Below are 22,393 nucleotides of genomic sequence, written 5' to 3'. Positions count from 1 at the left end.
ATTTTGACTCAAAACAGGAGACATTATATTATGAAAAAACCAAAATATCATTTTAAAAGTAAAGAACTGGCAGATTTATTTAATACAACCATTGATACTTTAAGATATTACGAGAAAATTGGCTTACTCCATCCAATTCGTAATCCCGAAAATAACTACCGCTATTTTACATCAAGTGACATAGAGACTCTTGGAATTGTTATGGAACTTTTGCGTCTTCGATTTCCACTTTCAGAAATCAAAGAACTGGTAACTACCCGTTCTGTTGATCAAACACTTTCCATACTTCACAAAGAAGAAATTGCATTAAAACAACAGATTTCCCAACTGGAAACAACCTTATCATCCATTCAGTCCCGCATTGGTTTTATGAATCATATTTTATATGAAACACCTTTGGAAACTATTCAACTTCAACATTTTCCAGAGCGGAACAGCATTAAGATCAGCGATGAGGATATTGAAGAAGATATTTTTGAAATATCCATCATCAAATACATGAAAGAAAATTCTATTACAGTGCCACTTGTAGGAGCCTGTGATTTTTATGCATTAGATCTGGAACATTTTCTAAAGACCCAAGAACTTATTGTCCGCGGTGTTTTTTATTATACTAACGACGATCATTACAATCATAATTATACACTTCCTGCCGGTTCTTATCTTACATTGGCATTTTTATCTAAAAAAGAATCTGATCTTTCTTATAAATTCCTTAATGAATTAATTGATTATATGAATGATCACAATTTAACACCTAAATCTGATATATACTCCTTTTATATGATTGATGAAACTGAATCTTCCAACAAAGAAGAACATATCATTGAATTGCAGGTTCTTGTATCTGTGTAATGATTTTTACACTTTTTGTCTTCATCTGATCAATTTTTTGTTTTGAAATTATTTTCATAATAAAAACCGCCACAACAAATGCTACTCCCTCTGCAATCGGAAATGCCGCCCATATGATCTTCTCCGGATCAGAAAATTTTGTAAAAACCCATGCCAGTGGCAAAGTAACTACTAAAAGTCGGATAAGGGACACGATCAAGGAGCTAACACCATATCCCAGTGCCTGAAATATACCCTGATATGCAATATTGGCTCCCACAAATAAAAATCCCAGGGTGATGATACGAATGGCACGAATGCAAAGAATCTGAGTATGTGCAGAAATCGAAAAAAATCCTGAAATCTGAACGGCAAATAGCTGTAATCCCACAGCTCCAATCAGCATAATAATAAGGGTATATAATATTCCATATTTTATTCCATCTTTCACACGTTTCCTATCCTGCATGCCGTAATTGAATCCGATAATCGGAATCATTGCATTATTCATTCCAAAAGCTGCAAAAAATACAAACTGCTGAATTTTATAATAAACACCATAGGCAGTTACTGCAGCCAAAGACACTGCTCCAAAAATAATATTCACCCCATAGGTCATAAAAGACATAAGTGCCTGCATAAAAATTGCAGGAACCCCCACCTGGAATATTTCTTTTAAAACTTTTCCTTCCGGTCGCAGATAAGACAGTTTATTATCAAAATCTTTTTTGTTAAATTTGTAGTGAAATATCATGTCCATAAGAAAAGAGACAATCTGTCCAATGACTGTTGCATAGGCAGCTCCCTGAATCCCAAGCCTCGGACATCCGAAATATCCAAAAATCATAACAGGATCCAGCACCATATTAGTTACTGCTCCGGTAATCTGGGCAATGGTAGCACATCCTGTCCTTCCTGTTGCCTGCAGTAATTTCTCATATATCATATACATGGCAATTCCAAAAGATGCAAAGGTACAGATCTGCAGATATTCTTTCCCCAGTTCCAAAACAACAGGATTGCTGGTCTGCGATTTCAAATAAATATCTATTCCAAAGAACCCAAAAATTAAAAACAGAATATACATGCAAATTCCAATAAAAACAGCATTTCCAGAAATTTTTCCAGCCTTTTCACGATTTCCTTCCCCAAGGCTCTTGGACAAAATTGCATTGATACCAACACCTAGACCTACTCCTATAGCAACCATCAGCATCTGTATAGGAAAACTTAAGGTCAATGCATTGACTGCATAGTCTCCCATATTCTGAATTTTATCTGTGTCAGGCATACAACTTACAAAATAGCTATCCACAATATTGTAAAGCGCCTGTACCGCCATAGAAAGCATCATTGGCACTCCCATTGTCAGTAATAATCTCTTTACAGGTTCTGTCCCCATTTTATTCACTGTCTGTTTCTGTTCCATTTTCAAAACCTCCTTTTTCCGACACCATATGGAACACTGTTGCCGGCAATGTTAATATGGAGTCTTTTAAAGGAAAGCTGCCATAACCTGATATAATTAAAAAAGAAAAAGCGCAAATCCAAATCTGGATTTACGCTTTCGCCACTCGACAATCTTTATTTTATCAATAGCTTTTTTCATCGTCAATGATGTATTTTTTTTAGTACATTTCTATATCAGTCAGCTGTTATAATTTTTTGCTTTCTTCCGCTACTGCTTTTGCCACTGCAGCACAAACTCTTTCATCAAATGCTCCCGGAATAATATATTCGTCATTCAATTCCTCTTCTGTGATAATTCCGGCAATGGCTCTTGCTGCAGCCATCTTCATAGATTCTGTGATCTGACTGGCTCTTGCATCCAGGGCTCCACGAAAGATTCCAGGGAATACCAGCACATTGTTAATCTGATTTGGAAAGTCAGAACGTCCGGTAGCAATGACTTTTGCCCCACCTTTTTTAGCCTCATCCGGCATAATTTCCGGTGTTGGATTTGCCATGGCAAAGATGATCGCATCATCCGCCATAGTAGACACCATCTCGGCTGTAACGATATTTGGTGCAGATACTCCAATAAAGACATCTTTCCCTTTGATAATCTCTGCCAGCGGACCGGTCTGCTTATCTTTATTTGTCTTTTCTGCCATTTCCGCCTGTGCAGGATTCATCCAGTCTTCTCCCGGACATAATGCACCCTTCTGATCTACCAGAACAATATTTCCCACACCAAACTGAAGTAATAATCTGCAAATAGAAATACCAGCAGAACCAGCGCCATTGATTACTATATTCACTTCTTCTAAAGATTTCCCCACATATCTTAGTGCATTTAGCAGTCCCGCTGCAACAACAATAGCAGTTCCATGCTGATCATCATGGAATACCGGAATATCCAGTTCTTCTTTTAATCTGCGTTCAATTTCAAAACATCTTGGTGCAGAGATATCTTCCAGATTAATTCCTCCAAAAGTCGGAGCAATATTCTTGACAGTCTGAATAATCTCCTCCGTATCTTTTGTATCAAGACAGATTGGGAATGCATCGATATCAGCAAATTCTTTAAAGAGAATTGCCTTTCCTTCCATAACAGGCATGGCAGCTTCCGGTCCAATATCACCCAATCCCAGTACTGCAGTTCCATCAGAAACAACAGCTACCAGATTACCTTTTGCTGTATAACGATATACCTCATCCTTATTATCACGAATCTTTCTACAAGGTTCTGCAACTCCCGGAGTATATGCAGTACTCAAATCATCTCTTGTCTTTACTGCTACCTTTGAACGTACTGCTACTTTTCCTTTGTTCTGTTCATGCATATTCAGTGCCAGTTTGTTGTAATCCATGTCTTATTTCTCCTTTACTCATTTCTTTTTTGGTGCATAATCTTTCAACCCTTCTATAGCACCTCCGGCGACTGCCCATAAATAAAAACCTGCAACTGTTCCATATGGGGAATAACGTCTTTGATACTTATGAAAAAGTTCTCTGGTTATTTTTCGGTGATGATAAATCATTCGAAGTCCTTTTTGAATGGCCAGATCTCCATAACTTAAAACATCCGGACGCTCCATGGAAAATATCATCAGCATCTGTGCCGTCCACACTCCTACACCATCCAGTTTCACCAGGCAGTCGCAAATCTGCTGATCATCCATTTCCCTCAAAGCTCCTACCTTTAATTCACCTGAAAGTATTTTTTGAGCCGCTGATTTAATGTAACGGACTTTTCGATAAGAAATTCCAAAGCCCTGAAGTTCTTCCTCCTCCATAGATACTATTTTATTCGGTGTTATATCTCCCAGAACCTCTTTCATACGTCTCCAGATTGTCTGCTGGGCTTTTGTTGTAATCTGCTGCCCAACAATTGAATTTACCAAAGCCTCGAAAAAATCTGGAAGAACCTCCCTTCGAATCATTCCTATCTGATCAATAACCTCTCCCAAAACTTTATCTTTGGATTTCAAATAATTTAGTTCCTTCTCACCATAATCAAAATATTTCATACTGTTTTCATTATAAAACAAAAAAAGAAGAATGTCGAAACATTCTTCTTAAAAAAGCGGGTGATGGGAATCGAACCCACGTGATCAGCTTGGAAGGCTGGAGTTCTACCATTGAACTACACCCGCATATAAAATTCATATGCCTCTCGGCAATGCCCAGAGCCGGAATCGAACCAGCGACACGAGGATTTTCAGTCCTCTGCTCTACCGACTGAGCTATCTGGGCTCTCATAATGAGTGTCCTCATTTCTGCGACTTCTATACTTTACCACATTGTGCTCTAGATATCAAGCTATTTTTTCAAAAATTTTTTCAATCAGAAATATCCCCGTTGCTGTACGGAAAATTTTCTCTTTTACAGTGTCTATTGTTTCTCTGGAACTGCCCTCTTCAGCCAGGTTAACCAGAAAATCTGCTTCCACTAAAATCTGATAATCTATGGCATCTATTCTGTCGTATGTATGGTGATGTCCTATAAGAAAGCATACTCTATCAATGATTTCCTTTTCAAACTCCATGTCTTCAAGCATTATCCGGGCAACAGCCGGACCTTCCATCTCCTGATATTTTCCTACACTGCTTTGATACTTCTCTTCACTGATCTTGATTCCTATATCATGAGTTACTGCTGCTGTCTCCAAAATCTTCTGTGTTTTCTCATCCAGCCCCTCTTGCTCTCCGATTGTTTTTGCATAAGCATATACCTTAAGAAAATGCTGGATACGTTTTGGATCTCCTTGATAATACTCAATCATCTTTGTAATCAATCTGGCTGTCATCTTATGCCTCCTTATTTCTGTCTTTTCCAGAACTTCCAAAATGGTTTCTTATTTAAAATATTAATTGCCTCTTTTACATGCGCTTCCCTTAATCCACCAGTACAGAAATCAGTTTTAACCAGGTGCTTATCATATCCATGCCGATACCAGTCATATTCTCCATCATCTAAAATAACAAAACTCTCTACTCTTTCATCACAATGTACCAGCCAATCCCTGATTTCATCTTCTCTACGGCCTGAACTTAAATATGCTGTCTTATCAATAATCTTCAGACCATATTTAGCCAAATAATCTACCAGGAGCTGACACCAGTCCTGTACATCATCACTATGCTCTGCCCATCCATATCTCCAGGATGAAGACAATACGATTTTAGCTCCGGTGGCATCTACGATTTCTTTTAGAAATCTGATATTCTCTTCATCTATCGGAACCAGTTCCTCACCACATCTTTCAAACAGGTCCTGAGAATTCAGAACACCATCCACATCCAGAAAAATAACTTTCATTTAAGATTCCTCCTTCATGGAACAACTGACTTTTTTAATATTATACTCTTTTTCATTTGAATCCGCAATGAATCCCTGGAAATGACATTTACCGACCCTAAAATATATGCTACAATTATGGAATATTTGAAAGGAGTTAATAAGATGAATACTGACTGTATTATTTTTGATTTTAATGGAACTTTATTTTTAGATGATGATAAACATATTGCAGCCTGGAATGAAATTTCCAAAGAAATCCGCGGAACCGGGATTACCATGGAAGAGCTGCAGACAAAAATTAACGGAAGTCCTAATCAAAAAAACATTGAAATGCTATCCAACGGTACCTTTTCACAGGAACAGATTGATTATTATTCAAAGAAAAAAGAAAGTCTGTATCGTCAAAACTGCCTCAAAGATAAAGAAAATTTTCATCTGGTAGACGGTGTAACTGAATATTTTGACTATTTAACAGCAAAAAAAATTCCTTTTACTATTGCATCTGCTTCAATCAAAGAAAATATTGATTTTTTTATCGAACATTTTCATCTTGATCATTGGATTCCAAGAGAAAATATCGTGTATGATGATGGAACTTACGAAAACAAAGTTGCAATGTTTCAGGATGCCTGCCATATTCTTGGATCTTCTCCTGAAAAAAGTCTTATTTTTGAAGATTCCGGTTCTGGTATTCGAAATGCTTATCAGGCAGGATGTTCCAATATTATTGTCATGGCATCTGATAAAGATTTTACCCCATTTAAAGAAAAGCCAGGTGTCATCAAAGTGATTCGTTCTTTCCGTGAAATTCTTTCTGAATAAATTTTATGCATTTTAGCCATACTGTATCCATAGAATTTTTGATACATGAAAAGGAGGCTTCTATGGGAAACAAATTTCTAGACTGCACCGCTTTGACTATTGTGATAATTGGTGCAATCAACTGGGGACTGATAGGATTTTTCCGCTTTGATCTGGTTGCTTTTCTATTTGGCAATATGACTGCTCTTACCAGAATTATTTATGACCTGGTTGGTTTGTGTGGACTATATTTACTGACCTTTTACAGACACTGTGGCAAAGATGTGTAATAAAGGCGGATTCTGCCAGAATCCGCCTTTTAACATTTTCATAATTGTTGCTCACCGCCTACAGAGGCGGGAGTCATCCCTCATCTGATATACAAAAGAATGATGCCCAGGTAAATTATTCTATATAGTAAACATAAGAATCTTTTCTTGGAGAAGCTTCTGTTTTCGGAGTATCTGCATATCCTAAAACACAATGTCCGATTCCTTCATATTCTCCCTCAATTCCAAGTTCCTTTAAAATTTTCTTACCTTCTTCAGATTCAAATTCTTCTTTTGCACGATGAATCCAGCAGCTGCCGATTCCCAGATCTTGTGCTGCCACCATGAGATTTCCCATAACAAGACTTCCATCATAAATATATGTTGGCATTGCTTTATTTGCAAGAACGATTAAAACCACAGGTGCACCATAAAAAGGATCAAAGCTTTCATCTTTTCCCATAAATACTGCATTCATTTTTGACAGTTTATCTCTAAGTTCCTTATTAGTTACTGCAATAATAATTGGCGACTGTCTGTCCATTCCTGTCGCTGCATATGTACCTGCTTCTATAATCTGGTTTATAATCTCTTTTGGAATCATATCAGATTTGAATTTACGCACACTTCTTCTATCTTTAATTGCTGTTAATGTTTCTCCCATCTAGTTCCCTGCCTTTCTATTATTTTATTATTTATTGTAACATGTTATTCATTATATACAAGAATATCTTACAATCAGTCTTTTTGAGGAAAATCAAAATTCTTTCTGAAATCTTCCCTTACATCTGCTGCAATAATATTTTTTATAATTTTTTGTAAACTTACTTTCTTTCTGCCTTTCAATCACCAGTCCACATCCTGTGCACACAAAACGATGCTTTACTTTTCTGACAACTGGAGACATTCCCAATTCTTCCGCATCCGAGTATGTTTTTATATTATATCCATAAGTATCATTAACTAATGCAGCCATCCGTTTCCACTCTCTCTGATGATTGAAGCACCCGGGACAGGTATGAATCATTTCATGAAGTATTGTCTGCTTCAAAGCTTCCATTGGCACATGATCCTGTAAAAGTTTTTCAGATATTTGTATCAAAAACCCGCCAGATGTCTTCTGACAACGTCCCCATGTTCTTGAAAAACGCTGATTAGAAACAAACTTCTCCACATTTCCATAGGGAATATTTATCTGATCCAGTTCATTGATACACTCCTGCGCAATTCGTTGTAAATCTCTCATGTATTTCCCTTTCTATCAAATATTGCATGCTGTAATTTCATAATCCGCAAGCTTTCAAGACTCGCTCGCGAGTCTTGGCGCGGAATTCGGGTCTGCATAGCAGACATACTTCCAATCCGAATTCCTGCGCATCCTCGCGGAGCGTATATCAGATGGGGGATTGAAACCCGCCACTGATACATAATTGTTGCTCACCGCCTACAGAGGCGGGAGTCATCCCTCATCTGATATAATCGTTGGATTTTCTCCACAAACTTTACAGGTTTTAACCATTTTAGGGAGACTAATTTTTCGGATATTCATAGTCATCTAAAAAGTGATGTTTTATGCCATTTTCTTTATAGGCCACAATAGTACTGAGATTAACATTTTCTACACTTTTAAAAATATTACTTTCTACAAAAGGATTTGTTTTTTTCATATCTGCAATCATCCTCTTAATCTCCATTCGTTTGGAGACACTGCTTCCATCAGACCGGCACGTGGTACATGTATCAGTAAACCGGCAGGCACATTGAATAAAATGCAGATTATTATAGTCTCTCCAGTGTTTAATATCTTCCTCACGAATCAGATATAACGGACGAATCAGCTCCATTCCTTCAAAATTAGTACTATGCAGTTTAGGCATCATCGTCTGTACCTGTCCTCCATAAAGCATTCCCATTAAAATTGTTTCGATTACATCATCATAATGATGTCCTAAGGCAATCTTATTACATCCAAGCTCTTTTGCCTTGCTGTATAAATAACCTCTTCGCATTCTGGCACATAAATAGCAAGGTGATTTTTCAATTTCATACACTGCATCAAAAATATCCGATTCAAAAATAGTAATCGGGATATTCAAAAGCTTAGCATTGTTTTCAATTACTTTTCGATTGGCTTCACTATATCCAGGATCCATCACCAGATATTCTACTTCAAAAGGAAATTTATTATGCCGTTTAAGCTCCTGAAATAATTTTGCCATAAGCATAGAATCTTTTCCACCAGAAATACAAACTGCAATCTTATCGTTTTCCTTAACCAATTCATATCGGTTAATTGCCTTTGCAAATCTGGAAAACAATTTCTTTTTGAACTTCTTCTGAATGCTCTTTTCTATATCCTTTCTTCTCTCCTCAAGATCTTCTGCCTTCTGCTCCTGCTGGTCTCTCATACTTTCCAAAAGCCACCCTGTATATCCTTTTGCCAGACTATAGGCATCAATTCCCTTCTCTCTAAGTTTTTTTGCTATTTTCTGACTGAATATCCCTTTCATGCAATATAGAATTATTTTCTTACCGGTCTCAAATTCCTGCATTCTATCCCATATTTCATGTTCTGGAATATGAACTGCTCCTGGAATCATCCCATATGCAACTGAAGTCTCCTCTCGAATATCAATCAGCTGATATTTCTCCGGACGAAGCCGGCTAATTTCTTTGTAATCTATATCCAATAAATTCTGCTCCATGAGTTTTTCTATTCCCTTTCTTTTATTCCTACTGTTTCAATAGGCTTTCTTTATTATACGCAGTTCCAGAAAAAAACTCAAGAAGATATCATCGCTGCCATTGGCATGGAGCGTTTTGGTTATATAGGAAATTTAAAAGAATTTCCTATGTAATAAAAAAACCCACGCAAAACGTGGGTTAAAATAAAAAAGCGATAGACGGGGCTCGAACCCGCGGTCTCGACCTTGGCAAGGTCGCGCGTTACCAACTACGCCACTATCGCATATCTGTTTTTCAGACAATGATGATTGTACCCCATTTCATCTATTCTGTCAACAGTTTTTTTATATTCTATTGATATTCATATATTTCTTTCATACATCTATCTATGGTGCTTAGATACCCAGAAAAGATTATGCCCCGAAACCAGCAGAAATATAGAAGGAACTAAACTAAAGTTCCTTCTATTTTCTGTTCTATATCATTTAAATCTTCCAGTATCTGCTCCTGCTGCTCATCAAACAAAAGACCTTTATTATACTGGTAATATTTATCACATCCATTTTCTTTAATAAACTGTACACTGTAATAATTTACATTTAATTCTGTTACAAATACGACCATTTCCTGACTTTCACCAAAAGCCTGTTCCATAAAATCAAATGCATGTTCCAATGCTCTTGATGTTTCGTCAATCTCTTCTTCTCTACGAACAGTTTCTTTATTGAAATCCTCCCTTACAGCTTCAAAGGCATCTTCAGAATCCAGATGTTCTTCCATAATCATTTTCTGATATGTTTCCAGCTTATGAATGACATCCTTTCTGATATACTCTTCCTGCTTTAATAGCTGCTCTGCCTTTTTCTTTTGCTCAAAAACAGATTTTGCTGTTTCTAAAGTCTGCTCCATGGATCCATTGGATTTAAAATCTTTTAAACACTGGAATAATTCTGTTACATAGGCATCTGTTATAAAACAGCTTTTAAACATTTCTGCAAGTTTTCCATTTAATAAACTGACTACACTTAGTTTTTCGTCAAATGCTGCAAATTTTAAACGATTGATCGTTTCACTATGGAACTCCCCTTTAAGAATTCGCTCAATTCCATAATCCTTTCGGTATTTCTTATATAATTCATAATAATTGGCAAAGTCTTTTGCTATTTTCTGATGCTGAAGATATTGATAAACCACTTCCCTGTCAATGGATTTATCAAGATTTTCATATACCCAGATCAGCTGTGAAAGGTCTTCCCATCCTCTGGCTGTAACAAAAGCCTTTCCATCAATTGTAGTTTCCATTCGATAGAAACAATCTTTTTTTATCTCAAGGTACGCAAGAATCGATGGATGAATTCCTGTTTTATATGCATATTCTTTCCATACCTCATAATCTGCTTCCACATCGATTCTTTTGATTCTGTCCAGTGTTACCACATCAAACTCCCGAACAGATTTATTATATTCCGGCGGATTTCCTGCTGCTACGATAATCCAGCCTTCCGGTACACTTTGATTTCCAAACATTTTACATTGCAGAAACTGGAGCATGGTCGGTGCTAAAGTCTCGGATACACAATTTATTTCATCAATAAACAGAATACCCTCTTTCATCCCTGTCTGCTCAATTTTGTTATAAACTGATGCTATAATCTCGCTCATAGTATATTCCGTTACAGAATAAGTCTGTCCACCATATTCCTTTTCTTTAATAAAAGGGAGTCCCACCGCACTCTGTCTTGTATGATGAGTAATGGTGTATGCTACCAGACCAATCTGACATTCTTTTGCAATCTGCTCCATAATCTGTGTCTTTCCAATTCCTGGAGGTCCCATCAAAAGGACTGGTCGCTGACGAATAGATGGTATCATATATTCCCCATATTCATTTTTATGAAGATAGGCTTCAATGGAATTCTTTATTTCCTGTTTTGCTCTTTTAATGTTCATTTTCTTCTCCTTCTTCCAGATCTTGTGCATCAATGACTAGTTTTATTGCCCATGGCGGTACCTGTGTGTCTTCATATTCTTCCTGCATAAAAATGAAAGCAGTCTCGTAAGATGGCATTTTTTTCGGATAAGTACCTTTTCCATCGGTAAAATAAATCAGCCCTTTTAACTGATGAAATTCTCCTTTTTCAATCAGGGAATCCACATATTCAAATGCAGGACGAAAGTCTGTTCCGCCTTCCCCCACAAGCTCAAGATTTTCCATATATTCTTTTAATTCCCGCTCATCGGTAATCTTTCGATCATTCTGGACTTCTTCATCACACTGAATAATATGAATATTCACTTTATGAAAGAAACTTTGCTGCTGACTTAACACTCCATAGGTTTCCTCCAGAAATTTTTTGACCAGATCCCCTGAACAAGACATAGATGTATCAATGACAATGGCAAATTCCTGGACTTTTTTCACCTCTTTCCATTCCTGAGGCTCAATCAGCGGCATGTTTCCATACATGGATAATCCATAAGTGTAAAACGTATAATCAAATGTATCAGGATCGATGGTCACCTCTTCTCTTAACGTTGCAAATTTCCTCAGAAACTCCCGATAATCATATCGTTCCCTGTTTTCTACCTGAACCTGTTCCATTAAATTTCCAGACTCCTGTGATTCCTCACTGGAAAATGTCTCCATATCCGTCTCTGTTTTTTCACTGATATTTTTCCATTTATTTTCAATTTCCTGATTCATCTTCTTCTGAGGATCATCCGGCCAGTACCTATGATCATCACAATAAAATTCCCTTCCTATTGCTTCCAGATCATTCCCCTGCTGATTCCATACCATAAGCTGCCGGTAAATTCCCTCTGCTGTCATAACCTTCATGGATTTTTCCAGTTTCCTGTATGTATCTTTTCTAAGCCATGTCTGTGGCTTATGAATACATTTCAGATACCAGTGATCCATAATAGATTCTACTGCAATATCACATGCCAGATTCCACATCTGTATGTCTCTTTTTCTCCTCCGGGTTACATGATGGAGCAGACAATGAAGTACCATATGCAGATAACTGCGATTCATGGAAATCCTGCTCTGACGAAACATACCTCCGATTGCTGCCGGATGAAAAAACATGTTATTCCCATCTGTGGCAAATGTGGTAACTGATGGATCCATAACATAAAAAAAGCTGCTTAATGCCACATCCAGAAACCGCATATGAATATATAATTCATTTCTCGTAGCTCTCAGGATCTGTTTTCCAATCTGATCCAGACGCTCATTTAAATTTTCTTCCACGTTTCATTCCCCTATAATTCAAATGTCTTTTTTTTCTTTGAAAATTTCCGATTCTTTTCATCCATTAAGTAACTAAGTATCTCTGTTTTTCCCTTTGCTGATGCCAGATCAATTGCTTCATCTATACATTCTCTGGTCCAAATATTTTTAAAGGAAAATATCTTAATTCCATCCATGTCCTCATGATTGATCAATGCTTTCATCATTTCACTCTGATGACTACTAATATAATCCAGATATTCCTGTTTATGGTGTTCCGTCAGATCATATGGATACAACAATCTTCCAAATGCAATATCACTGATTATATCTTCATCCTCTAAAACCACTGCTTCTGTAAACAGGTCATCATATTTCTCATAATCTACCTCTCCCCTGAAAAAGCACTGGCGATACTTGTATCCGGTTCCATGAAAATGATTCTCAATAATCCTTGCAGGTGTATTTTCCACTGCTTCTTCATAATATTCCGGAAAAATAAGACTTACTTCTTCTATATGCTCATTTTTATGATATAGCAGCTTAGTCTTCAACGGAAATCTTGTATCAGTGACAATATCTCTTAATGCAGATTTTCTCCCCTGATATAAATCCAGCCTGATTTCTTTTAATTTACATCCAGTGAAAATTCCTGTTCCTGTTCGAAGAAGAGCATCGGAAAAACCAAGTTTCTCTAGATTGATACAACCATAAAAAGCATATTTCCCGATTTCTTCTGTCTTTGACGAAAGATACACTTCTCTTACTTTATCTCCACATATCATTTCCAAAGCAGAATTTTCAAAAACAGCTCCAAGGGTAATGGATTTAGCTTCTTCTTCTTTTTTCTTGTATTGAGAAAAAGCATAGTTCCCAATTTTAAGAATTGGTTTTCCTTCAATGCTTTCCGGCAATGTTATCGTAGAATCATTGCCAAAACAACGAAGAACCTCAACTCCATCTTTTATATCTCTATACTCTATCCTAAGCATTTGTTTTTATCCTCGTTTCAGTGATTTTCTCACAATTTTGTACATTTTTATTATAGCCGTCTGAGAGGAAATATCAATCACAGAAACATATTTGAAATCTTTCCTAATAAAAAAAGCGGACAAATCCGCTATCAACTCCCTGTATTCCTCAATCATGAGGGACTTGCTCCGCTTTGCATGCCGATGTGCAGCAGTTTTAACTGCTTTCCTTTGCACATCGTGCACATCCGTGCGGAGCATTTTTTATTACATAGGAAATCCAAAGAAATTTCCTATGTAATAAAAAAATAAAGGAAACGCTGTAAATCCAACGTTTCCTCTACTCTGATTTAATGCCGCAGACCGGAATCGAACCGGTACTCGATTTAACTCGAACAGGATTTTAAGTCCTGCGCGTCTGCCAGTTCCGCCACTGCGGCAAAATGGTGGGAGAAGGATTCGAACCTTCGAAGGCGTTGCCAACAGATTTACAGTCTGCCCCCTTTGGCCACTCGGGAATCCCACCAAGTCATTTACCTGACAATTTAAGATTATACTTTATCATCAGGTAAAATGCAAGTATTTTTTTCATTTTATTTTAGTTTTCTTCATAAAATAAAGCTTCAAACTCTGCCTGGTTAATTCTTTCTTTTTCCAGCAGAAGTTCTGCACATTTATGAAGGACATCCATATGCTCTTCGATCATTGACTTTGCGTCGGTATAACACTTGTTGACAATCTTCTTGACTTCTTCATCGATAACAGTAGCAATATGCTCTCCATATGGTCTTTGCTGACCGATTTCTTTACCTAGGAAGACCTCATCACTGTCACCTGTATCATAGTTGATCAGACCCAGTTCCTCTGACATACCAAATTTAGTAACCATGGAACGTGCCAGCTGAGTTACCTGTTTAATATCCTGAGATGCTCCTGTGGTAATATCATCAAATATCAGTTCTTCGGCAATTCTTCCTCCCAGACTTACCATAATATCCTGAATCATTTTTCCTTTTGTCATAAAGACATTATCTCTTTCAGGAAGTGGCATTGTATATCCTGCTGCCCCCGTTCCTGTAGGAATAATTGAAACAGTATAAACGGGTCCTACATCTGGAAGAAGATGGAACAGGATTGCATGACCTGACTCATGATAAGCCGTAATCTTTCGTTCACTTTCCGGAACCACACGGCTTTTCTTTTCTGTTCCTATTCCGACTTTAATAAAGGATTTGTCGATATCTTCTTTTACAATATAAGCACGATCCTGTCTTGCAGCATGAATCGCCGCTTCATTCATAAGATTTTCCAGATCTGCACCTACAAAACCAGCTGTTGTTCTTGCAATTTCATGAAGATCCACATCATCACCCAGCGGCTTTTCGCGACTGTGTATTTTAAGAATTTCTTCACGCCCTTTAATATCCGGACGTCCGACACCAACTTTTCTGTCAAATCGTCCTGGACGAAGAATAGCCGGATCCAGAATATCAACACGGTTAGTGGCAGCAATCATAATGATTCCCTCATTAACACCAAAACCATCCATTTCAACCAGCATCTGATTTAATGTCTGTTCTCTTTCGTCATGTCCACCGCCAAGACCAGAACCTCTTCGGCGTGCTACCGCATCAATTTCATCGATAAATACAATACATGGTGAATTTTTCTTTGCTTCTGCAAAAAGATCTCGCACACGTGCCGCACCTACACCAACAAACATTTCTACAAAATCTGAACCTGAAATGCTGAAAAATGGTACATTGGCTTCACCTGCAACAGCTTTTGCAAGCAGAGTCTTTCCTGTTCCCGGAGGCCCCACAAGCAGTACTCCTTTAGGGATTCTAGCTCCGATTTTAATAAATTTGGCAGGATTCTTCAAAAATTCAACAACTTCTTCCAGTTCCTCTTTCTCTTCATCCAGACCTGCCACATCTCTGAAGGTAACCTTCTTACCATTTGGATTGGCAAGTTTGGCACGGCTCTTTCCAAAGTCCATCATTTTGCCATTACCGCCGCCATTTTGTCTCATCATCATGACCATAAACAAAATGACAACTCCCACCGGAACAAGTATACCGATAATATTTGTGATCATCTCTCCACTATGATCGATCGGCTTTAAAGTCATCTTTAATTTTGGAGAAACCGACTTCACTTCTTTCATTGTTTCTGCAACGTTGGTAAGTTCACAACTGCGGTAAACATTCTTTTTATATTCTGCTGTCAGTTTTCCTGTTGGTACTTCTTTATTCTGTTCAAATGTTACACTTACTACTTTGTCAGCTTTCACATCACTTATAAACTGCTGATATGAATAATCTTTACTTCCTGTCTGTAACATATTTGAGAAATAATAAATTCCTATAGCAAACAAAATAATCAGTATCAAAAAACCATTACTACTTCTCTTCTGGTTCAATATTATGTCTCCTCTCTATTCCTCTGCCACTCCAATATATGGTAAGTTGCGGTATTTTTGTGCAAAGTCCAGTCCATACCCGACAACAAACTCGTCTGGCACATCAAATCCAATATACTTCACTTCTACTTCCACTTCACGTCTTTCCGGTTTATTCAGCAATGTACAAAGATTTAAAGAGGCTGGCCCTCTGCTCAATAACATAGGTTTTAAATGATTCAGAGTTTTTCCAGAATCAATAATGTCTTCTACTACCAGAACTTCCTTTCCCTGAATCGGTTCATCTAAATCCTTTGCAATCTTTACAATTCCTGAAGACTCTCTGGAATCTCCATAACTGGATACAGACATAAAGTCAATGGTTACCGGTACAGTGATTCTCTTTGCAAGCTCACAGGCAAAAAAAACACTTCCTTTTAAAATTGCAATTAAATGAACCTCTTTTCCCTCATAATCCTTACTAATCTGTGCCCCCATCTCAGCAATTTTCTGATCAACTTTTTCTTCCGAAATTAATTCTCTGATCTTAGCCATGCTATTCATCTCCTTTTTCTCTTATGAATTCCAATTTCAGATATTGTTTTGTTTTATCCGAAACCTGATAATGACTGCTGACTCTTCTGCCAACAATCCAGACAATATGATTTCCATCTGCCGCCAAAGGAATCTGATCTCTCATCTCTCTTGGAATCTTTTCATCAATAAAAAAGCGATTTAAAGATTTCTTCCTGCCCTCAGTTCCAAAAACAAAAAAATCTCCAGGCTTTCGATAGCGCAATTGTATACCATTTTCTATTTTATCATAATCAATGATTTTGATACAATCCTTTTCCAATATATTTGAAAAATCCTGAATTTTTTCCTGCCGAAGAATCCCTTGTACTTGCTGCTTTTTCTCACATCCTTTTTTCTTCAGGATAATATACTGATAACTTTTCTCAGCCACCATCTGATAGGGCAGTGAAATCTGCTTTCCGCTGTCTTTCTCCATCAGGGAAAAAACATCTCTTACATGTCTCTTCTCAATATCTTTTCTTCTTCCTGCTGTTTCCTCCAAAGCTCTTTTTACGATTTGTTTCTGTATCCACAAATCCTGCTTTTTTAAATCTATCCAGTCGATAAGCCTTCTTTCTTCATCTCTTTTTACAATCTTATGATATTGCTTTTCCAATACAGTTTTTAAATATTCCATCACTTCTTGAATATCCTCTGATAAAAATGCAATATGTTCTACCGTCCTGGGATTCACTTCCTCCATCAGCGGTATAATCTGATTTCGAATCTGGTTTCTCGCATATGCATTATCCTCATTAGTGGCATCTTCCACCCAATCTTGTCCTGCTTTTATCAATTCTTCCTGGATTTCAGCCTTTTTCATACATAACAAAGGACGAATCAGTGGATCATCAAATGCTTTCATTGCACCTGCACCTTCAATCCCGGTACCCCTGGCAATGCGAAACAAAAAAGTTTCTGCCTGATCATTTTGATGATGAGCAACTGCAATTTTCCCTCCTCCTAATGCATCTCTTTCTTTGTAAAAAATCTCATATCGTGCTTTTCTCCCCGCCTCCTCAAGAGTAAGCTTATACTTTTTGGCTATCTTTTTTACATCCACAGACACTACTTTACAAGGTACCTTCCATCTGGCACATAAGGTTTCTACAAATTCCTGATCTCCTGCTGCTTCCTTACGAATCTGATGGTTTACATGAATTGCTTTTATGGAAAGATTCATCTTCTCCTGAAGAGCACACAAAACCCGAAGCAGATAAACAGAATCTGCCCCACCAGAGACACCAACCAGAATCCTGTCATTTTCCTCTATTAAAGATCTGTTTTTTATAAATTGTATAACTTTTTCCATAATATCACTTTAACATTACAGGATTTTTTATTCAATACTTATCCCAAATTCCCAGAGCAATCATTGTCATATCATCTCTTTTCTCAAATCCTTTTGTCTCCTGTAATTTTTCCATTAGCTGCTCTACAAATGTTTGCGGTCGGATTGCCTGTATTTCTTCCATATATTCACATATCTTTTCTATTCCATCTCCCTCTATGGAATCCAGAACTCCATCACTGACCTGAAGAATCATATCTTCACTTTCCAGCTTCTTACGACAAAAAGGGATTGCTTTATCATCTTTATACGCAATTGGAAGAGTCTCTGACGGCAGAATTTCCACCTTTCCTTTTCTTTTCAAAAAAGATGGACAGGCACCTATTTTCAAGGATGTTCCGATTCCTGCAAACAAATCAATCTGCAGATAATCAATGGTAGCATATTGTTCCTTTTCCGGCTGAAGCAAAAACAAAGAGTGTAGCAATGTAATGGCTTTGGTCTCACTGATTCCTGCTTCTAAAAGTTCTTCCAGAGTTTCAATATTCTTCCTGCTTTCCCTGCTTGCATTATCTCCCGTCCCCATTCCATCTGAAATAATAGAAATAAAACGTTTTTCCCCGATATTCTTCATAGAAAAACTATCTCCGTTCTTATCACCATCCCTGCACGGTTTTGATATAACACCGCCCAACACATGGAATCTTGGTGCTTGTACAAATCCCAGCATTTCATATCCACTGCCAATCATCTTTTTTTGTCCAGGAAGAGGCTGCATTTTTTTCTTTAGAGTTTCTGATAATATCAAAGCTGTCTGTTTCACTGATATTTCACTACTCCTCCTTCTTTTTACAAACAAATAAATCTGCTTTCCTTTTTCCAGATTGTCATAAAAATATATTTCTTTCACCTCTAAATGCTGCTCTTTAAATTGTTTTTTTATGGATTGTTTCAGCTCCTTATTTCCTTTGGACATTTCAAACTGGCCTCCTGCAAAACCTCCCAGCATATTCCCTGCTTCCAGATATTGCTTTCCTATTAGTCTCCGCATTTGTATCAGCCCCTGTTCCATTGACAAATGAAACAACTCTCTTTCATAAATTCTATTGATTTCCTGGATAAATTCCTTCTCTCTTTTGCAGGAACGAAAATTACGGAAATCATCAGATCGTAATCTTCCATACCTCTCAAGGCAGACACCCAGCTGATCCTTTTCTTCCATGGTAAATCTGCATTTTCTTTTTTCTTTACATACGACACACTCTTTCACAATGGCACTTTCCACTACTTCTTTTCCTGATTTTTTTTCAGATATATCCTGATCATAATCATAAAATAACTTTCCTGCCGTCATAAGACAATTCTGCATTTCCTTCATATGATAAGAAATCACCTCATTTAATTCATGAAATAATTTGTCCTTTTCGCACTCTTTTTTACTACGGATTTCCATATCTTATCCCTCCTTCCAACCATTATAAAAAAAGAGCTCCTGATTATTTGTCGATATGTGATATAATAAAATGCAAATTATTTCATCAATTACAAAAGGAGACTGATATGGACCAATTAATTGTTCTTGGTACTGGAAATGCCCGTGCTATAAACTGCTATAATACATGTTATGCCATGAAAAAAAACGATGAATACTTTCTTGTTGATGCCGGAGGTGGAAATGGAATTCTCTCTGCTTTGGAAAATGCCCATATTCCAATAAAAAATATTCATCATTTGTTTGTCAGTCATGCTCATACAGATCATATTCTTGGTGTTATATGGCTGATTCGTCTTGTTGGAACATTTATGAACAACGGAACATATGATGGTGATTTTCATATTTACTGTCACAAAGAACTTGTAGATACCATCAAAACGCTCACTACGTTGACAGTTAGAAAAAAATTTTATAAGTATTTCGATGACCGCATGTTGTTTCATATTGTTGAGCATGGTGAAACAAAAACTATCCTTGGAGATAAATTTATCTTTTTTGACATTGAATCCACCAAAGACAAACAATTTGGTTTTTCCGTAAATATGGACAATGGAATCAAACTTACCTTCGTTGGTGATGAACCTTACCGGGATAATCTCCATCAATTTGTTCAAGGTTCTGACTGGATGCTGCATGAAGCTTTCTGTCTTTATAGTCAACGAGATCGTTTTAAACCTTACGAAAAACATCACAGCACCGTAAAAGATGCCTGTCAGCTTGCTCAGTCATTAAATATACCAAATCTGGTTTTATGGCATACAGAAGATCATGATATGGCCCATCGTCAGGAAAATTATTTAAAAGAAGGACAAAAATATTATTCTGGAAATCTGCTGATTCCTGAAGACCAGGATGTTATCGTATTTTAATTTCATCTATAAAACCCCCTGGCGAGCAGGTTAAAAACCTTATTCACCAGGGGGTTTCAACTAATATTGAAAAGAAAAATGAGAAGCTATTTAATTAATCCTTGTTCGCACAGCATGTTGTATTGTTTTAGGACTGTTTCTGTTATTATATGATCCTCAGGAAAATCTATATATTTACTAATGGTCTTTTTAATTCCCAAAGTTTTTATGTCTTTTTGTATTATCTGTGCATTTTCATCGTCCGGGTCTGCATATCCAAAGCCTGCAGCAAGACCGATGGCAATATTGTCAAAAGGCACTCCATGCTTCCAGTTTACATAGGCTGCACCGGTTAACCGATCTCCTTTTGATACCTTTCGAACTGGATCAAATGCAACACGATGAATAGAATCCGGAAGCACTCCCTTTGCCGGTGCAAAATATACAAGATTATGAACTTCTTCTGGAGTCACTGGATATTCCTTCAGAACACCTTCTGTAATTTCTTCTCTGGCTTTTTCTACGATTTCTGCCACCCAGGAATCCTCTTCCGCCTCCTCAATGGTCTTCCATCCCCTCAGATATCCAAGGAATGCATAAGAGGCATGAGGCCCGTTTACTGCTGTTACTTTAATATCCTTAAGCATTTCAACCTTGTCTACAACTTCCATCCATTCCACATCACTAAAATCATTATTAACAGGTCCTTGAATCAATAAAGAATTCACTGCAACCGTATCAATGTCTGTGGCATAATTACTTTCAGCATCTGTGGCCCTTCGAATAATAGAATCACGGATAACTACATTTTTATCAAACCATGTTTGTGCTTCATCAGATAATAATTCTTTAAAGTATGTCTCATATTTTGGAATTTCATAGTTTTTGTTAGTAATACAAATCAATGTTAATTTTCGTTCTGGATGTACTTCATAGAATTTTTCAAAACATTTTGACAAATAATGTCCTGCATCTTTAAAATCTTCCGGATACAATGGAAGTACGATCAGGTCAGTCTCTAAAAAAGCTTCCATACAAGAATATCCAGAGTCACAGGTAAAAGCCTTAAAATTCGTAATGGTTCGATTCTGAATTTCTTCCACACGATGAACCTTAACATGAAAACATCCCTGTTTTTCCAATTCCTCTGCAACTTTGGAATCTTTATCTAGAAATGTAATCTTCCATCCGGCATTATCAAACGTCTCCGCTACAAATCCTTTGCCAAGTCTTCCTGCCCCTACGATAAATACATTTTTCATAAATCTATCCCTCGTTTTCTATTCATTCCATGTTTTACTGTTTCTATAGTCATAATAATGCTTAATCCCATCCTTTTACAACACGAAATTTGACAAATAAAAAAATGACAGATTTTTCAAACTAATGAAAAAATAAAAGGTGAGGGGCGGAGAAAAATCTCCGCCCCTCACCTTTGAAAATTATATGAGTGTATTTACATTATTATCATATACTCATTTTTATTAGAATTCAATATAAAATTTAATTTTTTAATTTATAAATTTTACACATAAAATCAGTTTTTCTTTGTGCATAATTACTATTGAGCTTTGGCGATTTTCACTAAACGACTGGTTCCCAATCGATCAGCTCCTAATTCGATAAACTTTTGGGCATCATCAAAAGAGCTGATTCCTCCCGCAGCCTTAATTTTTACATCTGATCCTACATGTTTTGCAAACAACGCAATATCTTCAAACGTTGCTCCTGCTGTAGAAAATCCTGTAGAAGTCTTAATATAATCCGCACCTGCTTCCGTTACTACCTTGCACATCCTGATTTTTTCTTCTTCTGTTAAAAGACATGTTTCAATAATAACCTTAAGAATCTTTGTTCCACAGGCTTTCTTAAGAAGTACTATTTCATCTTTAATCTTGTCAAAACGACCATCTTTTACATCTCCAAGATTGATAACCATATCTATTTCATCTGCACCGTTATTTAAAGCATCTTTTGTTTCAAATTCTTTTACAGCAGCTGTGCTGTATCCATTTGGAAATCCAATCACTGTACATACAGCCATTTTATCTCCCACATAGTCTTTTGCTCTTTTCACATATGATGCCGGAATACATACAGACGCTGTCTGATAGGTTATTGCATCATCACATATCTGTTTGATTTCTTCCCATGTTGCAGTCTGTGCCAGCAAAGTGTGATCAACCGTTTTAAAAATATCTTCTCTTGTCATAGCAGTCTCCTTTTTATTCTTTTTCTAAA

At 37.0% G+C, this 22,393-nt stretch carries 21 protein-coding genes and 5 tRNA genes; 4 read left to right on the top strand and 22 right to left on the bottom strand.

What is annotated here, in order from left to right:
- Positions 1-30 precede the first annotated feature (30 nt).
- Positions 31-855, top strand: a complete 825-nt coding sequence (locus tag KTB61_RS06080) for a helix-turn-helix domain-containing protein (protein ID WP_075760067.1) — start codon at positions 31-33, stop codon at positions 853-855.
- Here the strand turns inward: KTB61_RS06080 and KTB61_RS06075 are convergent.
- From KTB61_RS06075 to KTB61_RS06045, 7 genes are all read right to left on the bottom strand, one after another.
- Positions 824-2,263 carry an MATE family efflux transporter gene (locus KTB61_RS06075; protein WP_216697030.1) on the bottom strand — a complete coding sequence of 480 codons (1,440 nt, stop codon included), beginning with the start codon at positions 2,261-2,263 and terminating at the stop codon, positions 824-826. The genes KTB61_RS06080 and KTB61_RS06075 overlap by 32 nt on opposite strands.
- 226 nt (positions 2,264-2,489) lie before the next feature.
- A complete protein-coding gene (locus KTB61_RS06070; protein WP_216697029.1) occupies positions 2,490-3,647 on the bottom strand; it encodes an NAD(P)-dependent malic enzyme in 1,158 nt (385 codons plus the stop codon).
- An 18-nt stretch (positions 3,648-3,665) separates the two neighbouring features.
- Positions 3,666-4,307, bottom strand: coding sequence for a DNA-3-methyladenine glycosylase family protein (locus KTB61_RS06065; protein WP_075760064.1), 642 nt, complete (start codon positions 4,305-4,307; stop codon positions 3,666-3,668).
- A gap of 55 nt (positions 4,308-4,362) precedes the next feature.
- Positions 4,363-4,433, bottom strand: a tRNA-Gly gene (locus KTB61_RS06060).
- Between the two features lie 27 nt (positions 4,434-4,460).
- A tRNA-Phe gene (locus KTB61_RS06055) sits at positions 4,461-4,533 on the bottom strand.
- A 61-nt stretch (positions 4,534-4,594) separates the two neighbouring features.
- Positions 4,595-5,086 carry an HD domain-containing protein gene (locus KTB61_RS06050; protein ID WP_075760063.1) on the bottom strand — a complete coding sequence of 164 codons (492 nt, stop codon included), beginning with the start codon at positions 5,084-5,086 and terminating at the stop codon, positions 4,595-4,597.
- 11 nt (positions 5,087-5,097) lie between these two features.
- On the bottom strand, positions 5,098-5,598 hold the full coding sequence (locus tag KTB61_RS06045; RefSeq protein ID WP_216697028.1) for an HAD domain-containing protein: 501 nt from the start codon (positions 5,596-5,598) through the stop codon (positions 5,098-5,100).
- Between the two features lie 144 nt (positions 5,599-5,742).
- Here KTB61_RS06045 and KTB61_RS06040 point away from each other — a divergent pair, with 144 nt between their 5' ends.
- A complete protein-coding gene (locus tag KTB61_RS06040) occupies positions 5,743-6,402 on the top strand; it encodes an HAD family hydrolase (protein WP_075760061.1) in 660 nt (219 codons plus the stop codon).
- A 62-nt stretch (positions 6,403-6,464) separates the two neighbouring features.
- On the top strand, positions 6,465-6,671 hold the full coding sequence (locus tag KTB61_RS06035; RefSeq protein ID WP_075760060.1) for a DUF378 domain-containing protein: 207 nt from the start codon (positions 6,465-6,467) through the stop codon (positions 6,669-6,671).
- 115 nt (positions 6,672-6,786) lie between these two features.
- On the opposite strand, the gene KTB61_RS06030 is transcribed toward KTB61_RS06035, so the two are convergent.
- The 13 genes from KTB61_RS06030 to KTB61_RS05970 all read right to left on the bottom strand — a co-directional run bounded on the left by KTB61_RS06030 (position 6,787) and on the right by KTB61_RS05970 (position 19,262).
- On the bottom strand, positions 6,787-7,314 hold the full coding sequence (locus KTB61_RS06030; protein ID WP_075760059.1) for a nitroreductase: 528 nt from the start codon (positions 7,312-7,314) through the stop codon (positions 6,787-6,789).
- A 93-nt stretch (positions 7,315-7,407) separates the two neighbouring features.
- A complete protein-coding gene (locus tag KTB61_RS06025) occupies positions 7,408-7,896 on the bottom strand; it encodes a SprT-like domain-containing protein (protein WP_075760058.1) in 489 nt (162 codons plus the stop codon).
- 283 nt (positions 7,897-8,179) lie between these two features.
- Positions 8,180-9,355 carry an ATP-binding protein gene (locus KTB61_RS06020; protein ID WP_216697027.1) on the bottom strand — a complete coding sequence of 392 codons (1,176 nt, stop codon included), beginning with the start codon at positions 9,353-9,355 and terminating at the stop codon, positions 8,180-8,182.
- A 190-nt stretch (positions 9,356-9,545) separates the two neighbouring features.
- Positions 9,546-9,618, bottom strand: a tRNA-Gly gene (locus tag KTB61_RS06015).
- A 164-nt stretch (positions 9,619-9,782) separates the two neighbouring features.
- On the bottom strand, positions 9,783-11,285 hold the full coding sequence (locus tag KTB61_RS06010; RefSeq protein ID WP_216697026.1) for an ATP-binding protein: 1,503 nt from the start codon (positions 11,283-11,285) through the stop codon (positions 9,783-9,785).
- Positions 11,275-12,591 (bottom strand): vWA domain-containing protein, encoded by a 1,317-nt coding sequence (locus KTB61_RS06005; protein ID WP_330656330.1) that lies wholly within the window; start codon positions 12,589-12,591, stop codon positions 11,275-11,277. The genes KTB61_RS06010 and KTB61_RS06005 overlap by 11 nt, the downstream gene beginning before the upstream one ends.
- Before the next feature lie 11 nt (positions 12,592-12,602).
- Positions 12,603-13,562, bottom strand: a complete 960-nt coding sequence (locus KTB61_RS06000; protein ID WP_230973639.1) for a leucine-rich repeat protein — start codon at positions 13,560-13,562, stop codon at positions 12,603-12,605.
- A gap of 333 nt (positions 13,563-13,895) precedes the next feature.
- Positions 13,896-13,981 (bottom strand) — tRNA-Leu (locus KTB61_RS05995).
- 4 nt (positions 13,982-13,985) lie between these two features.
- A tRNA-Tyr gene (locus KTB61_RS05990) sits at positions 13,986-14,067 on the bottom strand.
- A gap of 72 nt (positions 14,068-14,139) precedes the next feature.
- Entirely contained in the window at positions 14,140-15,966 is a 1,827-nt protein-coding gene (gene ftsH / locus KTB61_RS05985; RefSeq protein WP_408630305.1) for an ATP-dependent zinc metalloprotease FtsH, read from the bottom strand.
- 12 nt (positions 15,967-15,978) lie between these two features.
- The gene (gene hpt, locus KTB61_RS05980) at positions 15,979-16,497 is read right to left on the bottom strand and encodes a hypoxanthine phosphoribosyltransferase (protein WP_075760042.1); all 519 of its coding nucleotides are present in this window, start codon (positions 16,495-16,497) and stop codon (positions 15,979-15,981) included.
- Position 16,498: 1 nt separating this feature from the next.
- Positions 16,499-17,830 (bottom strand): tRNA lysidine(34) synthetase TilS, encoded by a 1,332-nt coding sequence (gene tilS, locus KTB61_RS05975; RefSeq protein WP_216697025.1) that lies wholly within the window; start codon positions 17,828-17,830, stop codon positions 16,499-16,501.
- Between the two features lie 31 nt (positions 17,831-17,861).
- Complete coding sequence (locus tag KTB61_RS05970; protein ID WP_075760040.1) at positions 17,862-19,262, bottom strand: SpoIIE family protein phosphatase; 1,401 nt, start codon at positions 19,260-19,262, stop codon at positions 17,862-17,864.
- A gap of 107 nt (positions 19,263-19,369) precedes the next feature.
- Here KTB61_RS05970 and KTB61_RS05965 point away from each other — a divergent pair, with 107 nt between their 5' ends.
- Complete coding sequence (locus tag KTB61_RS05965) at positions 19,370-20,173, top strand: MBL fold metallo-hydrolase (RefSeq protein WP_075760039.1); 804 nt, start codon at positions 19,370-19,372, stop codon at positions 20,171-20,173.
- A gap of 86 nt (positions 20,174-20,259) precedes the next feature.
- Here the strand turns inward: KTB61_RS05965 and KTB61_RS05960 are convergent, their stop codons facing one another.
- Both KTB61_RS05960 and deoC read right to left on the bottom strand, forming a co-directional pair.
- Complete coding sequence (locus tag KTB61_RS05960; protein ID WP_075760038.1) at positions 20,260-21,414, bottom strand: mannitol dehydrogenase family protein; 1,155 nt, start codon at positions 21,412-21,414, stop codon at positions 20,260-20,262.
- A gap of 299 nt (positions 21,415-21,713) precedes the next feature.
- Positions 21,714-22,364, bottom strand: coding sequence for a deoxyribose-phosphate aldolase (gene deoC, locus KTB61_RS05955; protein WP_075760037.1), 651 nt, complete (start codon positions 22,362-22,364; stop codon positions 21,714-21,716).
- Positions 22,365-22,393: the final 29 nt, after the last annotated feature.

Source organism: Anaerostipes faecalis (genome assembly GCF_018982945.1).
Lineage (GTDB): Bacteria > Bacillota > Clostridia > Lachnospirales > Lachnospiraceae > Anaerostipes > Anaerostipes faecalis.
The sequence above is the reverse complement of the archived record's forward strand: the minus strand, read 5'-3'. Positions and strand labels throughout refer to the sequence as shown.